15 protein-coding genes are annotated in these 14,633 nt (G+C 66.2%); 5 read left to right on the top strand and 10 right to left on the bottom strand.

Annotation, left to right across the window (positions count from 1 at the left end):
- Positions 1–150: 150 nt before the first annotated feature.
- The 7 genes from BO226_RS08355 to BO226_RS08320 all read right to left on the bottom strand — a co-directional run bounded on the left by BO226_RS08355 (position 151) and on the right by BO226_RS08320 (position 9,156).
- Complete coding sequence (locus BO226_RS08355; protein ID WP_064852844.1) at positions 151–1,281, bottom strand: carboxylate-amine ligase; 1,131 nt, start codon at positions 1,279–1,281, stop codon at positions 151–153.
- A 79-nt stretch (positions 1,282–1,360) separates the two neighbouring features.
- Entirely contained in the window at positions 1,361–1,771 is a 411-nt protein-coding gene (locus tag BO226_RS08350; RefSeq protein ID WP_024100963.1) for a LapA family protein, read from the bottom strand.
- A gap of 56 nt (positions 1,772–1,827) precedes the next feature.
- Positions 1,828–2,721, bottom strand: coding sequence for an ABC transporter permease (locus BO226_RS08345; RefSeq protein ID WP_071934990.1), 894 nt, complete (start codon positions 2,719–2,721; stop codon positions 1,828–1,830).
- A gap of 364 nt (positions 2,722–3,085) precedes the next feature.
- On the bottom strand, positions 3,086–3,865 hold the full coding sequence (locus tag BO226_RS08335; protein ID WP_071934989.1) for an enoyl-CoA hydratase family protein: 780 nt from the start codon (positions 3,863–3,865) through the stop codon (positions 3,086–3,088).
- Positions 3,862–5,898 carry an acetyl/propionyl/methylcrotonyl-CoA carboxylase subunit alpha gene (locus tag BO226_RS08330; protein ID WP_071934988.1) on the bottom strand — a complete coding sequence of 679 codons (2,037 nt, stop codon included), beginning with the start codon at positions 5,896–5,898 and terminating at the stop codon, positions 3,862–3,864. The genes BO226_RS08335 and BO226_RS08330 overlap by 4 nt, the downstream gene beginning before the upstream one ends.
- 7 nt (positions 5,899–5,905) lie before the next feature.
- Positions 5,906–7,504 (bottom strand): acyl-CoA carboxylase subunit beta, encoded by a 1,599-nt coding sequence (locus BO226_RS08325; RefSeq protein ID WP_071934987.1) that lies wholly within the window; start codon positions 7,502–7,504, stop codon positions 5,906–5,908.
- Positions 7,501–9,156, bottom strand: coding sequence for an acyclic terpene utilization AtuA family protein (locus tag BO226_RS08320; protein WP_232238114.1), 1,656 nt, complete (start codon positions 9,154–9,156; stop codon positions 7,501–7,503). The genes BO226_RS08325 and BO226_RS08320 overlap by 4 nt, the downstream gene beginning before the upstream one ends.
- A 184-nt stretch (positions 9,157–9,340) precedes the next feature.
- On the opposite strand from BO226_RS08320, the gene BO226_RS26945 reads away from it, so the two are divergent.
- The 3 genes from BO226_RS26945 (at position 9,341) to BO226_RS08310 (ending at position 11,807) form a co-directional block, all read left to right on the top strand.
- Positions 9,341–9,607, top strand: coding sequence for a hypothetical protein (locus BO226_RS26945; RefSeq protein ID WP_156895141.1), 267 nt, complete (start codon positions 9,341–9,343; stop codon positions 9,605–9,607).
- A gap of 277 nt (positions 9,608–9,884) precedes the next feature.
- Positions 9,885–10,322 carry an amphi-Trp domain-containing protein gene (locus BO226_RS08315; RefSeq protein ID WP_064061003.1) on the top strand — a complete coding sequence of 146 codons (438 nt, stop codon included), beginning with the start codon at positions 9,885–9,887 and terminating at the stop codon, positions 10,320–10,322.
- A 285-nt stretch (positions 10,323–10,607) separates the two neighbouring features.
- Entirely contained in the window at positions 10,608–11,807 is a 1,200-nt protein-coding gene (locus tag BO226_RS08310; RefSeq protein WP_083543599.1) for a zinc-binding dehydrogenase, read from the top strand.
- Here BO226_RS08310 and BO226_RS08305 read toward each other — a convergent pair.
- Entirely contained in the window at positions 11,761–12,327 is a 567-nt protein-coding gene (locus BO226_RS08305; RefSeq protein ID WP_232238082.1) for an HPP family protein, read from the bottom strand. The two genes, BO226_RS08310 and BO226_RS08305, sit on opposite strands and share 47 nt — an antisense overlap.
- A 106-nt stretch (positions 12,328–12,433) precedes the next feature.
- On the opposite strand from BO226_RS08305, the gene BO226_RS08300 reads away from it, so the two are divergent.
- The gene (locus BO226_RS08300) at positions 12,434–13,081 is read left to right on the top strand and encodes a CGNR zinc finger domain-containing protein (RefSeq protein WP_024100953.1); all 648 of its coding nucleotides are present in this window, start codon (positions 12,434–12,436) and stop codon (positions 13,079–13,081) included.
- 45 nt (positions 13,082–13,126) lie between these two features.
- On the opposite strand, the gene BO226_RS28390 is transcribed toward BO226_RS08300, so the two are convergent.
- The gene (locus tag BO226_RS28390; protein WP_024100952.1) at positions 13,127–13,261 is read right to left on the bottom strand and encodes a hypothetical protein; all 135 of its coding nucleotides are present in this window, start codon (positions 13,259–13,261) and stop codon (positions 13,127–13,129) included.
- A 50-nt stretch (positions 13,262–13,311) separates the two neighbouring features.
- On the opposite strand from BO226_RS28390, the gene ppnP reads away from it, so the two are divergent.
- Positions 13,312–13,635: a pyrimidine/purine nucleoside phosphorylase gene (ppnP, locus tag BO226_RS08295; RefSeq protein ID WP_006552067.1), complete on the top strand. Its 324-nt coding sequence runs from the start codon at positions 13,312–13,314 to the stop codon at positions 13,633–13,635.
- A gap of 95 nt (positions 13,636–13,730) precedes the next feature.
- Here the strand turns inward: ppnP and BO226_RS08290 are convergent, their stop codons facing one another.
- Positions 13,731–14,393: an MFS transporter gene (locus BO226_RS08290; protein WP_332260666.1), complete on the bottom strand. Its 663-nt coding sequence runs from the start codon at positions 14,391–14,393 to the stop codon at positions 13,731–13,733.
- Positions 14,394–14,633 lie beyond the last annotated feature (240 nt).

Here is a 14,633-nt window from a genome sequence, read left to right as displayed (position 1 = left end):
GGTGCCGATGCATCGACCTATCGAAGGCTCGGCCGACGCAGCAGGGCGAGAACCATCCCTCACTCGGGGGGTAATTCCATTTGATTCGAGCTCGCGCCACGGTGTAGCAACAGGTGCGTTCCAGGCGCTGCCGGCAACCACGGCCGAGGGTCAACCCCCCACAGTGCGTCGCGCCGCGTCGGCAACCACCTCGGTGAAGGAACCACCGCTCTCGAGGACACGACGTTGCCGGATCGCGCCGTTGCCTCGGTCCAGGGTCACCGCCAGAGCGTCGTGCACGGAGGAATAGACGCCGAGTTCCTCGAGGACGGGCCGGAGCTGAGCGAGCAGGCGTCGGATCAGGTCGACAGCCGGAACCAACTGCGCAGAGCCGAGATCGACGCCGTGCCCCGCCAGACCGTCCCGGGCCGCTCTCCAGCACGCCGCGCGCAGCAGCTCCTGATCGACCGAAGGCGCCGCCTCACCGCGCTCGATCGACGCCGTCGCCTGGGCGACCAATGCATACACCAAGGTGGCCAGCGTGACGGTCTCTTCGACGGTCGCGGGCACGTCCGCGATGCGAATCTCGAGGGTCGGATGACGCGCGGAGATCCGCACATCCCAATAGACCATTCGAGGATCCAGGATCGTGCCGGTGGTGAGCAGCGATTCGACCGCCGCGTCGTATTCCGCGGCCGAGGCGCACTGCGGGGGCAGTCCCGCGCTCGGCCAGCGCCCCCACCGCAGGTATCGCCAGCTGGCATATCCGGTGTCCCGGCCGTCGGTGATCGGCGAGTTGGCGGTCAGCGCCAGCAGGGCGGGAAGCCATGGGCGCAGATGGTTGATGAGCTGGGCCGCGCGGTCACGATCGTCGACACCGATATGCACGTGGCATCCGCAGATCACGCCGTCGGTGACGCCACGATAGTGCTGTGCCATGCGTTGGTAGCGAGGCGTGACGGTGACCGATCCGCTCGGAGGTTCGAAGATCGGTGTGCCGACCGCTACGAGCCGGCATCCTGCGCGCGCTGCGGCGTCGGCGGCCGTCGCGCGGGAGCGGCGCAGCTCTTCGCGTAGGTCCTGCAGGTGTGTACATACCGTGGTGGCGGTCTCGACCTGACACGGGGAGAGCTCGACCTCGAGCTCGATGCCGAGTGTGCGTCCGGCCGCGAGCACGTCGAGACTGCGCAGGAGGGGACGACCGGTACGGGGATCGACCAGGACGAATTCCTCTTCGACGCCGATCGTGGCCGCCGCCCCGCCGCGCACAGGAGAGGTGTCGGTCGGTCCTGTGGCGGCCATGGCGTTCTCCCCACTCGAGATCTTTCACTCTACGAAGGAAGAGCGGCCGGCGTGGGTGTACTGCAGTCGGAGATCTGTCTTACCGGACGGTGCGTGCGCGTTGCCGGTTGGCGGCGTGGCGGAGCTGCAGAATCCGCAGACCCCCGGCGAGGCCGACGATCACCGCTCCGGCGATCGCAGCGAACAGCAGTGCCACACCCAGCGGCAACGAGAAGTCCCACGCGAACAGTTCGAGGGTGACGCTGTCCAGGTTCTGCAGGATGAACACCAATAGCAACAGCAGGATCAACACACCGACGATCAGGGCAGTCCACAACGCCCCGGTGCGGGTGCCTCTGATGCCTTTGCCCCGGGCGACGTCGGGGTGCAGCCTACTGGGAGCGTCCGGATCCGGTGTCGCCCCGGATGGCGGTACCGGAGTATCGCTACGTCGCGCGGGCGGCGAGAAATCGGGGTTCGAATCGCCAGGGCCCCTCGAGCTGGTCGTCATATTCGATCGGGTACCCCGGCCCTGTTCCGGTTATCCCACCGGCAGAATCTTTGCGGTCAGTTCACGTCCCGGCTCCGCACCAGAATCCCGGTGGCGACCACTGCGACGGCAATGTAGGCGGCGACGGTGATGAGCGCCCTCGGTCCCGAGATCACATCCACCACCCCGGGTGTGCCCTCCCCTCCCCCGGTCACCGCGCCGACGAACGATCCGGCTGCGGTTCCCGACAGGAAGGCCGTCACGTCCTCGACGAGATGCAGCGCGGAGCCGACGCCTCGCAGCAGATTCTCGACGACAACCGTCCATACCAGCCCCAGTCCGACCGACAGCGCCGCACTGCGGGCGTAGGTGCCGAGGGCGAAGCCGATCGTTCCCCACATCATGAACACGAGGTACGCCGCACCCGCGGAGCGAAGAAGTGCGCCGGCCGACGGCATCGTGAGCGGTTGTGTTTCGATCGTGGCGAGCGAGACGGACACGACCGTGCACAGCACAGCGGTGACGACCACCATCGCGGCAACGATCACCGCAAGAGCGAGCAGGGCACCGATTGTCGGGCGCAGACGGCCGTGAGTGAACACGGTCTTCCACGTTCCCCAGCTGTACCCGTTCCCGGCGATGAGAGCACCCAGGACGAGCACGAGCGCACCACCGAACAACGGTGTGCCCTGGACCAGGATGTCAGGGATCGATTCGGGCAGGGCGCTCTGCAGCAACGCTTCGGTCGGCTCCCCTTCCGTGGAGAAGCCGGCCGTTCCGGTCGTGTAGGAGACGTACGGGAATACGTAGCCGAAAACCATCGCGAGCAGGAACCACGTGCCGACCGTCGTCCACATCGCCGGCCACGAACGCAACCGGTACAACTCGGCACGCAAGCTCCGAGCAACGGTGTTGTGCCGTGCGGCAAGTGAGGTGGAATCGGAGTGCGAGCGGAGTGTCGAGGCGGACATGTCACGCCCCTTCGTGGGTGTGGAACGAGTGGTCATTTCGAGGAACACGTCCTCGAGGATGCGTTCGGCCGGTCCGACCGACAACACATCCACGCCGTCGGCGACGAGCGCGCGGACGACGTCGGGCCGCGATCGGGCGGCAGATCCAGCAGCACCGAGTCGCCGTCGATTTCGAACCCGTTCTCTCCGGCGAGATCCGATGCGATCGAGACCACCCGATGCCCGGGCGTGCCACGAACTTTCAGCACCGCGTCGCCGAGCAGGGTGGAGACGGTCGTTTCGCGCACCGGGCGCCCGGTGACGAGATCGGCAGGATCGGTATTCGCTCCGCACAAAATGACGCAGGGCCTCGGGTGACACCCTCTCACCGAATGTCCCACCACGGGCGCCGCTTCTGTAGGAACGCCGTCATCCCCTCCGCGGCTTCCTCGGAACCGAACATCCGCGCCGAACGTGCTGCCAGGTCGTCTCCGTAACGATCGAAGTCCTCGAGGATCCGCTGCGTGACGAGGCGTTTCGATTCGGCCAGACCCTGCGGTGAGCAGGCACGGATCTCCGCGAGCAACTCCACCAGGACAGCGTCGGTATCGGCCACCGACAGGGTGACGAGACCCTCGGAGGACGCCTCCTCGGGACCGAACCGTTCGCCGGTCAGGAAGTACCGTGCCGCTGCGCGCGGCGACAATCGCGGGAGCACGGTCAAAGAGATGATCGACGCGGCCAGACCGAGCCGTGCCTCGGTAAGTGCGAACGTCGACGCCGGCCCGGCGACCACGATGTCGCAGGCACCGATCAGACCCATGCCGCCGGCGCGGACGTGCCCGTCGATGCGGGCCAAGACCGGCTTGGGGAGCTCCAGGATCTTCCGGAGCAAGGCCGTCATGTCGCGGGTGCGTGCGGCAGCCGTTTCCTGCGCGGATCCGGAAGAGCCGCTCAGATCCGCTCCGGCACAGAATGTTCCACCGGTATGGGCGAGGATGACCGCGCGGACGGCGGGGTCGGCGGCCGCGTCGACGAGTCCGCGGCTCAATTGGGTCAGCAGCGGTACGGACAGGGCGTTGCGGTTGTGCGGGGAGTCGAGGGTCAGTGTCGCAGCGCCGTGGTCGACGACGTAGCGCACCACCACCGGATCGGGTTCGGTCATGACAACTCCTCGATGTGGTGGCCCCCTTCGCTGTCGGGGCTCTCGACCGGTGCGGACACGTCGTGCGGGGTGACGACAGCGAGGACGGTGCCGACGGCGACCTGATCGCCGACTTCGACGGCGAGCGTCGTGAGCGTGCCGGCAGTGGGTGCGGTGACGGTGTGCTCCATCTTCATCGCTTCGAGCCACACGAGCGGCCTCCCCGCTTCCACCACATCGCCGACGACAGCGCCGAGCCGGATCACCGATCCCGGCATGGGTGCGAGCAGTGATCCTGCAGCAATTCGGGCGGTGGGGTCCACGAAACGCGGCACCGCGGTCAAGTGCACCGGTCCGAGCGACGAGTCGACGTGTACCGCGTCGCCGTATCGCGCCACCACAAAATGCCGGCGGACACCGTCGACGTCCAGAACCACGCGATCCGGGGCGAACCCGACGACACCGAGGTCGTCACGGCCGTCGACGTGGACACCGTCGCGGGTGACTCGGTAACGCACCACGTGGTCATTGTGGACGCCCGTGAATCGTGTGGCCTGCGGCTGCGAGGGCAGATTCCGCCATCCCGAGGGCAGTCCCGCATTCACCGTGGCAGCGGTGCGATTGGTGGCCGACTCCGCCAGAGCAGCGGCGATCGCGGACACCGCTTCCGCGTGCGCTGAGGCGAGCGGTGCCGACAGTTCCGTGAGTCCGTGGGTGTCGAAGAAGGCGGTGTCGGTCTCCCCCGCACGGAAGGCGGGATGTTTCAGCACCGCGACGAGGAGGTCGCGGTTGGTGACGATGCCGTGGATCTCGGTGCGCGTCAACGTCGATGCCAGCAGCCGCACCGCGCGGTCACGGGTCGGTGCGTACGAGATGATCTTGGCGAGCATCGCGTCGTAGTGGACCCCGACCTCCGATCCCGCGAGGACACCGGAATCGACGCGCACACCGGTGTGCCGGAGCACGTCGAATTCGCGAACCTCCTGTGGCAGCGCGAAACGGTGCACGGTGCCGGACTGCGGTTGCCAGTCCCGGGCCGGGTCCTCGGCGTAGAGCCTGGCCTCCACGGAATGGCCGTGTACCGGGGGTGGTTCGGGGTCGAGGAGGTCACCGTCGGCGATGCGGAACTGGAGATCGACGAGATCGAGCCCGGTCGTACATTCGGTGACGGGATGCTCGACCTGCAGGCGCGTGTTCATCTCCAGGAAGTGGAACCGCCCCGAGCGGTCCGCGAGAAACTCGACGGTGCCGGCGCCCTCGTACCCGATGGCCTGAGCGGCGCGCCGGGCGGCGTCGAACAGGCGTGGACGCATCCCCTCGATCGCGTCGACGAGCGGCGAGGGGGCTTCCTCGATCACCTTCTGGTGGCGACGTTGGATCGAGCATTCGCGTTCGCCCACCGCCCACACCGTGCCGTGGCGGTCCGCGAGGATCTGGACCTCGATGTGCCGCCCGTTCTCGAGATACCGCTCGCAGAACACCGTCGGGTCGCCGAACGCCGACGCGGCCTCCCGGCGGGCAGCATCGAGTTGCCCCTGCAGGTCGGCCAATGTCCGCACCACCCGCATTCCGCGCCCTCCACCGCCGGCGGAGGCCTTGACGAGCACCGGGAGGTCGGCGTCGGTGATGTCGGCGGGGTCGAGTTCGGCGAGAACAGGGACGCCGGCGTCGGTCATGATCTTCTTGGCCTCGACCTTCGAGCCCATCCGTTCGATCGACTCCGGGCGCGGTCCGATCCAGATCAACCCCGCCTCGAGCACTTCGCGCGCGAATCGTGCGTTCTCGGAAAGGAATCCGTAACCCGGATGGACCGCGTCGGCGCCCGTCGCCAACGCTGCCGCGACGATCTTCTTCCCGTCGAGGTAGGTCTCGGAAGGGGTGACTCCCGCAAGTCGCACGGCGGCATCGGCGTCGCCGACATGCGGACTGTTCGCGTCGGCATCGGAGAACACCGCGATCCCCCCGAGTCCGGCCCGACGGCACGACGCGAACACGCGGCGGGCGATCTCCCCGCGATTCGCCACGAGCACCGTGGTGATGGTCGATTCGGTCACGGGAACCTCACATCCGGAAGACGCCGAAGGATTCGGCACCTGTGATCGGGGCGGTGGCAACAGCCGACAAGCACAGTCCCAGCACAGTGCGGGTATCGCGGGGGTCGATGATGCCGTCGTCGTAGAGACGACCGGACAGGAACATCGGCAGCGATTCGGCTTCGATCTGGTTCTCGACGGCCGCGCGCATCGCCTCGTCGGCGGCCTCGTCGAAGTCCTGGCCGCGTGCCTGCGCGGCAGCGCGTCCGACGAGAGAGATGACCCCGGCCAGTTGGGCACCGCCCATGACCGCAGACTTGGCGCTGGGCCACGCGAACAGGAACCGCGGATCGAAGGCACGTCCGCACATGCCGTAGTGACCGGCGCCGTAGGACGCGCCGATGAGGATGGAGATGTGCGGCACCGTGGAGTTGGCGACCGCGTTGATCATCATCGCCCCGTGCTTGATCATGCCGCGTTCCTCGTATTCCCGACCGACCATGTACCCGGTGGTGTTGTGCAGGAACAACAGCGGCGTATCGGCACGGTTCGCGAGTTGGATGAACTGGGCTGCCTTCTGCGATTCCTCGTTGAACAGCACGCCGCGCGCGTTGGCGAGAATCCCGACCGGATAGCCGTGCACCTGTGCCCAGCCGGTCACGAGCGACGACCCGTAGAGCGGTTTGAACTCGTCGAAGTCGGAATCGTCGACGACGCGGGCGATGACCTCACGCGGATCGAAGGGTTGCCGAAGATCCTCAGGGACGATCCCGAGCAGCTCCTCGGCGTCGTACCGCGGTTCGCGTACGTCCGTCCGGGGTGCAGGGCCGGCCTTGCGGTAGTTGAGGCGCCGCACAATGCTGCGACCGATGCGCACCGCGTCCTGTTCGTCGACCGCGAAGTGGTCGGCCAGACCCGAGATACGCGCGTGCATCTCGGCGCCGCCGAGCGACTCGTCGTCGGATTCCTCACCGGTGGCCATCTTCACCAGCGGCGGGCCGGCGAGAAACACCTTCGACCGCTTCTCGATCATCACGACGTGGTCGGACATGCCGGGGATGTATGCGCCGCCGGCGGTCAAATTGCCGAAGACCACCGCGATCGTGGGGATACCTGCCGCCGACAACCGGGTCAGATCGCGGAAGAGCCGGCCACCGGGAATGAACACTTCTTTTTGCGTGGGCAGATCCGCGCCGCCGGATTCGACGAGGGAGATCAGCGGCATCCGGTTCTGCAGGGCGATGTCGTCGGCACGCAACGTCTTGCGGAGCGTCCACGGGTTACTGGTTCCCCCGCGCACGGTGGGGTCGGTGGCCACGATGACACATTCGACGCCTTCGACCACACCGATGCCCGTGACGACGCTGCCGCCGACGGGAAACTCGGTGCCCCAGGCCGCGAGCGGTGAGAGCTCGAGGAACGGCGAGTCGGGGTCGAGGAGCAGTTCGATCCTCTCCCGCGCAAGCAACTTGCCTCGGTCGTGGTGTCGCCGGACGTACTTTTCTCCCCCGCCGGCGAGGGCCTTGCCGTGTTCTGTGTCGAGTTCGGCCAGGCGAGCACGCATTGTATCGGCGGCTGCGCCGTATTCGGTGGAGCCGGCATCCAGGGTCGAGATCAAGGTGCTCACGTGTGCTTCTCCAGCAGGACGGTGGGGATGTCGAGGTATCGGGCGCGCAACCATTCACCGAGGCCCTTGGCCTGGGGGTCGAAGCGGGCACGGGAGGCGACGCCACGACCGAGGATTCCCTCGATTACGAAGTTCACGGCCCGCAGGTTCGGGAGCAGATGACGTGTGACAGGCAAGGGTTCGATCTCGGGGAGCAGGTCCTTCAGCGTGTCGACGGTGAGAGTGTTTGCAAGCCATTGCCATTCGTCGTCGGATCGGACCCACAACCCGATGTTGGCGTCACCGCCCTTGTCGCCGCTGCGGGCACCGGCGATCGTGCCGAGCGGAACGCGACAAGTCTGTCCGGGCGACAGCGGCGCGGGCACACTCGGGTCCGGCAACGGTTCGAGGGTCCGGGTGGTCACCGCGGCCGGGATGTCGACGCGGGTGCCGTCTGGCAACACTGCAATGTGCGGCACGCGGGTCGCCTCGACGTACTCGGCCGTGTAGACACCGTAGGCGGTGCCCGGGCCGGGCGGAGCGGTGACGAAGAACCCGGGAGAGCTTGCGAGGGCGAACTCGACCGCCGTGGAGGTGAATGCGCGTCCGACGACGTCGGGATCGGAATCGCGCGCAGTGCAGCGCAGCAGAGCGCTCGCGGTTTCCTCCGTGTCGGCATCGGCATGGTCGGTGCGAGCGAGAGTCCATTCGAGTTCGGCAGGCCGCCTCGGCAGATTCGATTCCATCTGAGATCGCACCAACTGGGCCTTCGCGTCGATGTCCAGTCCGGTGAGGACGAAGACGACCTCGTTGTAGAACCCGGCGAGCGCGTTGAGGCACACCTTCAGAGTCGGTGGGGGCGGCTCGCCCTTCACGCCGGTGATGCGGACACGATCGGGTGCTTCCCGGCTCAGCGTGGCGGTGTCGATGCGCGCGGTGACATCGGGGTTCGCGTAGCGTCCGCCCGTCACCTCGTACAGCAGTTGTGCGGTGACCGTGCCGATGGTGACGGCTCCTCCCGTACCCGGGTGCTTGGTGATCGTCGCCGCGCCGTCCGCCTCGATCTCGGCGATGGGAAATCCGGGGCGGACGAGGTCGTCGAGTTCGACGAAGAATGCATAGTTTCCGCCGGTCGCCTGGGTACCACATTCGATGACGTGCCCGGCGACAACAGCACCCGCGAGTGCGTCGAAGTCATCGGGTGCCCAACCGAAGTGGGCGGCGGCGGGACCGACGATCACCGAAGCGTCGGTGACGCGTCCGGTCACGACGATGTCGGCTCCGGCATCGAGGCACCGCACGATGCCCCACGCACCGAGATATGCGTTCGCGGTGAGCGGGCGCGGGTCGGCGACGAAACCGAACTCGTCGATGCGAGTGAGGAGATCGTCGCCTTCGACGTGGGCGATGCGTGGTGACAGACCGAGCCGATCCGCAACCGTGTGCAGCGCCGAAGCCAGACCCGCGGGGTTGAGACCACCGGCGTTCGCGACGATCCGCACCCCCTTGTCGAGAGCGAGCCCCATGCAGTCCTCGGCCTGCCGCAGGAACGTCTTGGCGTAGCCGAGTTCCGGATTCTTCAGACGGTCGCGACCGAGGATGAGCATCGTCAGTTCGGCGAGGTAGTCACCGGTCACATAGTCCAGTTCGCCGCCTTCGAGCATCTCGCGCATCGCCGACAGACGGTCGCCGTAGAAACCGGAGCAGTTGGCGATTCGCACGACGCGGCTCACGCGATCCGCTCCTGGACCGTGCGTCCTGGCCGCTGTGGAACGAGCGGACAGAGATCGTCGAGAAGCTCACGCGACTCCACCATGTGGTCAGCGTCACATGTCGCTGCTCTCGGAGCAAGCACTCATGACTGTTTCGCGCGGCTCCTGGTCGTACCCCTCACCGCCGATAACGGGCTCACCGCTGTGTGCGGCGACGACTCCTCCCATCCGGCACGTCGGATTGCCCGGACGGTTCTGCGGCTCCTCGACTGCTCCCGAACTCGACGACATCTGCGTCCGCACCTCGGCCGGTCAGTGCCTGCACCACCATCTCGAGGTCGTGCAGCGTCACCTCATCGGCCGACGAACGGCCTTCTTCATCTCGAACGGAACGGGCCATGACAACTCCTGACAGAAGAACCACCGACCGCACCGTCGACCGTCACAACACGAACAGAACCATCGCCACACGAACCGGCGCCGGCAAGGCACCGGGCCCGACATCATCGGCAGGCCTGCGACACCGGTGAGTCTAATCCTGCTCGGACGTACTTTCGCCGCGATCGGTTGCGTGCACGTAACTGGCCCGGACGACGAACGTCGAAATCGTCACGGCTCCTCGTTCACGACTCCTGCCTACCTCGCGGCAGATACCGTGGATGCATACTTCACCGAGGTCAGGAGTTGCCGTGCCGAAGCTGGAGATCAAGCAGAAGGCCGAACTTTCCCGCAAGCAGGCGTCCGAGCGGTTGATCGCACTCGGCCGCGCCTTGGCGACGGGATCCGAAGTGGAACTGGACTCGGGCGGTGACACCATTTCGCTCGTCGTCGCCGACCGACTCGAATGGGAACTCGAAATCGAGGTGGACGGCGACCAGGTCGAGATCGAGGTCGAATTCAGTTGGCGCGACGCACCATCCGACAGCCCAAAAGCCGATGCGGACGAGGAGGAGGACGAGGAACCGGACGAGGAGCCGGACGAGGAAGCGGACACCGCCGAAGGTTCGGATGAGGACCCGGGTGAAGACGAGGACGAAGGCGAGCCGCAGCAAACCGAGCCGCGACGAAGAGCCCCGGTCAAGAAGACGGCGCGGCGTGGCCGGCCACGTAAACGCGTCGCCGACTGATCGATGCACAGCCCCTGCGCCGTTCCTCCTCTCTCGTCACCGTAGGGACGATGCAGCGCAGAGTCACCATTGACAGCTACTTCATCTCATTTGATACTTCAGAATCATGCTGCGCATCAGGTAGGTGATGGATGTGGCGGTCGAGGGAGGGAAACTTCTCGCGCGTGCCCTGGAGTCGGCCGAAGTATCGGACGCCTTTGCGCCACGCAGAAGTCGCCTGGATGCATTCCGGACCGCCGTCCTTATGCCGCATCGCGGAACCATCGCAGAGTCCAGGTTGCACCGATGAAGGCCGTCAGTTGCCATCGCGCGACGCTGTCGGTCGTCGACATCCCTACCCCCGGACCCAACCGAGGACAATTGCTCCTCGACGTTGTGCGTTGCGGCATCTGTGGATCGGATCTGCACGCAAGAGACCACATCGACGAGCTGACAGAGGCGATGTCTGCACTCGGTGTCAAACATGCTGCCGGCAGCGACATGCCGTTCGTCTTCGGGCATGAGTTCTGCGGTGAGGTGGCCGAGCGTGGCCGCGGCGTAAGTGGACGGTTCAAACGGGGCTCCAGGGTCGTATCGTTCCCGCTGCTGCGGGACCGCAACGGTGTGCACATGACAGGTCTGTCCCCGGCAGCGCCGGGAGCCTACGCAGAACAGGTATTGGCAGAGGCTGCACTTAGTTTCGTGGTACCCAATGGTCTGAGTTCCGACATCGCGGCACTGACCGAACCCATGGCTGTCGCGCTCCACGCCGTACGGCGCAGCGACATCTCGCGTCGTGATACCGCCATCGTGGTCGGTTGCGGTCCGGTAGGTCTAGCGATCGTGTGCCACCTGAAGGCGCAAGGGGTGGAAACGATCGTCGCTAGCGACCCGTCTCCGGGCCGCCGAGAACTCGCCCGACGATGCGGCGCGACCCTCGTCGTCGACCCCACGCAAAATTCGCCGTATGCGGCAGCACCTGGAGTGACGTCAGGTACCGAACTCTACGAGCTGGGTACGACTTCCATGGAGAAGTTACGGCGTCTACCCGGATGGGTGCCGCTCTACCGCATCGCTGAGAAGCTCGGCACGACCACACCGAAGCGTCCGGTCATTTTCGAATGCGTCGGCACCCCGGGCATGCTCGACTCGGTCCTGACATCGGCACCGTTCCATTCCCGTGTCGTAGTGGCCGGGGTGTGCATGGGCACCGACCGGTTCCGGCCGATGTTGGCCACCGGCAAAGAGATCGATCTGCGATTCGTCTTCGCCTACACGCCTCTGGAGTTCCGCGATACCTTGCATCTGCTCGCCGAGGGCAAAGTCGACGCAACAGCGATGGTCACCGGGACTGTCGGCTTACACGATGTGCCCTCCACATTCGAGGCCCTGCGCACTCCCCAGGACCAAGCCAAAGTACTGATCGACCCGTCCCTGGGTCGGCCCCGGCACCGTCCGTCTACCAGATGTACAGCGGGTACTCGGGAGCGCCGTTCAGGCGGTTGACGACAAGGCCGACGAGTACGAGCACCGCGGCAGCGGATCCTGCAAGGAGAATGAACTCCCAGCTGGGGACTGTTGTCGCGGTGGTCCCGATGACCGCAGTCGCCGCCGCCGGGGAATGTGGCACACGAGCCAGCATCATCGCAGCCAGAGCCAGGGCGCCGGCGAGCGCGCCGAGCCACAACGATTGGCCCAGCAGTCCGACCGAAGCGCCGACTGCGGCAGAGATGATTTGGCCGCCGACCACGTTGCGAGGTTGGGACAACGGAAGTTTCGGCGCCCCCACGACCAGGGCCATGCTGGCCGCCATCGAGGGGATGAGGAACGGACTTCCTGTCACCTCGGTCAGTGCGGCGAGCCCCAGAAGCCCGAGGGCCGCAGCAATCAGTGCGAGTGCGACCGTGCGCAGGGCCGGTCGTGGCGACGCGGAGGACCTCCACCAGGGACGACGAGCCGCGTCGAGGACGGGAGGGGACGACATGGACGGCGACGAATCGGCGACTGGGGCCTGCTGGGAGAACATCCGAACTCCTAACTAATCGTTAATGCATTAGCCGAGACTCTAGGGATAGATTGAAGTACATTGCAAGCACGAATGCACGCAGAACCCGATCGGGAGAGGACCGACCATGCGGACGCAGTACATCGAGAACGGCGTCCTGGTCCGGCCGCTCGAACCACCGTCCACCAATTTCCTGAGCAGCCGCTACTACGACGGTCGCGGCATCACCGACCTGTTCGACTCGCCCGACCGGGCCCACGCGTGGATGCAGACACTGAATGAAGAGATCAGCTTCCCTCGATCACCTTTCACACCGACCGAGGACCAGCTCGCGCAACTCCGACAACTCCGCGACACGCTCGGCTCCGTCTACCGCGACACGCTCGACGGTGATCCGGCCCAGGCAGCGGCCCACCTGCGCACGGTGCTCGATCGCACACGCATCACTCCCGGCATCGTTGTCGGTGACGATCGCCTCCACGTCCGCTGGACCACGGACTCCCACGACCCGTTCGAGGAATTGGTCGCCGAAATCGCTGTATCCGCAATCACAGCGGTAACCGGTCACGCGGCAACCTTGCTGTGCAAGTGCGAGGCACCACGGTGCGTGCTGTACTTCACCCGACTCAACGCACGTCAGCACTGGTGCAGTGACGTGTGCGGCAATCGCGCACGTGTCGCTCGCGCCGCGAGGACGCGCCGGAAATCGCATCCCGCAGAAGGCTCACAACCGAAAAGCGAGGCTCACAACCCTGGTGGTCGACCCGGGTTGTGAGCCTCACTTCTGCATTGTGAGCCTCCCGTCGAACGCCATCTGCGGTCAGCGGGCGTAGCGGTCGGCGAGATCGGCTCCGATCCGCGCCAGTTCCTCCTGCACCGTGACCAGCTCGAGGACCTCGACATCGTCGACTCCGTGAAGGTCCCCTGAGATACACCTCGCGACGGACGTGCGCACACCGACCCCGACGACCGGCGACCTGCACCCGCCTCGCTACGCTCCAGCCCATGAGTGAGCCGACTTCGACCTACGCCAACGTGACGCTCGACCCGCGTGCCAACGTCTACTTCGACGGCAAGTGCGTCAGCCACAACTTCCATCTGGCGGATGGAACCCGCAAGTCGGCCGGCGTGATCCTTCCCGCGACCCTGAACTTCGGCACCGTTGCACCGGAGGTCATGGAGCTGCACAGCGGCGCGTGCCGCGTCCGATTGGCCGGCGGCGAGGACTGGACCTCCTACGGTGCAGGCGACTCCTTCTCGGTGCCCGGCGACTCGTCGTTCGACATCGAGGTCACCGAGGCCGTCAGCTACGTCTGCCACTACGGCTGACCACACCCTCAGCATGCGAGAACGCTCCCACCGAGTCCTGCTCGGTGGGAGCGTTCTTCCGTTCGTGGCGACCGGCCACTACATACGAACCCGGCTCAGCCGGTGACCTCTGCGCGATCCGGCGAAGCTCCGGCCTGCGCCTTCCGCTGCGACGATGCGTGACCGACGAACATCGCCGACGCCACGATCCCGATGATCAGAACCGACGCGGGCAGCAGCATCGACTGGCTCAGCGCGGTGCTGAACTTCTCGGCGATCTGCTCCGGGAGACCGGCTCCCATCGTGGCTCCGCCGCCTTCACCGGCTTGCACCTCACCGAGTCCTTGCGCGGCCATCAAGGACGAGATCAAGGCACCGATCGCGGCGCTGCCCAGCACCGAACCGACCTGGCGGGTGGTGTTGTAGATGCCGGCACCGGCGCCCGCCTGATGGATGGGCAGGTTGTGCGTGGCGGTGGAGGCCAGCGGTGCCCAGATGCACGAGTTGGACATGCCGGCGATACCGGCGATGAGCAGGAACAGCACGATGGGGCTGTCCGGCGTCATGAGCACCGCGAAGCCGAAGATCGTCGCGGAGAAGAGCGTGAAGCCGACGGTGGGCAGCACCCGGGGCGGCATCCGGTCGGAGAACTTACCGATGAGCGGTGCGGTGAGACCGGTGACGATCGCCATCGGGGCGAAGATCAGGGCGGCTTTCGTGGGTGAGAATCCGCGGACCGTCTCGAGATAGAAGTAGGCCGGAACCATCAGGGCGGTCATGGCTGCGCCCATCGAGTAGTCCGCTACGCATGGTTCCGCAGCACCGAGGGTGATGCTTCATTCGATGCCGCTTCCGGAGCAGGAGAGGATCCGTCATGGCCGACCTGGACTCCCCATCGACCCGCGAGGTCTGCGGAACGCCGGACAGGACAGCGCGCACCGGCCCCGACAGGTGTCGGGAGCATTCCGGTCGTCGTTCACGTCGCGCATGATCCCGCGTCGCCGTCCCAGATCCTCAAC

The organism is Rhodococcus sp. 2G (assembly GCF_001886355.1).
GTDB classification, from domain to species: domain Bacteria; phylum Actinomycetota; class Actinomycetes; order Mycobacteriales; family Mycobacteriaceae; genus Rhodococcus; species Rhodococcus pyridinivorans.
The sequence above is the reverse complement of the archived record's forward strand: the minus strand, read 5'-3'. Positions and strand labels throughout refer to the sequence as shown.

Excerpts from the sequence above, each read along its gene's own strand:
- BO226_RS08355 (WP_064852844.1), bottom strand. The coding sequence starts at position 1,281 with ATGGCCGCCACAGGACCGACCGACACCTCTCCTGTGCGCGGCGGGGCG.
- BO226_RS08350 (WP_024100963.1), bottom strand. The coding sequence starts at position 1,771 with ATGACGACCAGCTCGAGGGGCCCTGGCGATTCGAACCCCGATTTCTCG.
- BO226_RS08345 (WP_071934990.1), bottom strand. The coding sequence starts at position 2,721 with ATGTCCGCCTCGACACTCCGCTCGCACTCCGATTCCACCTCACTTGCC.
- BO226_RS08335 (WP_071934989.1), bottom strand. The coding sequence starts at position 3,865 with ATGACCGAACCCGATCCGGTGGTGGTGCGCTACGTCGTCGACCACGGC.
- BO226_RS08320 (WP_232238114.1), bottom strand. The coding sequence starts at position 9,156 with ATGCGCGAGATGCTCGAAGGCGGCGAACTGGACTATGTGACCGGTGAC.
- BO226_RS26945 (WP_156895141.1), top strand. The coding sequence starts at position 9,341 with ATGACTGTTTCGCGCGGCTCCTGGTCGTACCCCTCACCGCCGATAACG.
- BO226_RS08310 (WP_083543599.1), top strand. The coding sequence starts at position 10,608 with ATGAAGGCCGTCAGTTGCCATCGCGCGACGCTGTCGGTCGTCGACATC.
- BO226_RS08305 (WP_232238082.1), bottom strand. The coding sequence starts at position 12,327 with ATGTTCTCCCAGCAGGCCCCAGTCGCCGATTCGTCGCCGTCCATGTCG.
- BO226_RS08300 (WP_024100953.1), top strand. The coding sequence starts at position 12,434 with ATGCGGACGCAGTACATCGAGAACGGCGTCCTGGTCCGGCCGCTCGAA.
- ppnP (WP_006552067.1), top strand. The coding sequence starts at position 13,312 with ATGAGTGAGCCGACTTCGACCTACGCCAACGTGACGCTCGACCCGCGT.
- BO226_RS08290 (WP_332260666.1), bottom strand. The coding sequence starts at position 14,393 with ATGACCGCCCTGATGGTTCCGGCCTACTTCTATCTCGAGACGGTCCGC.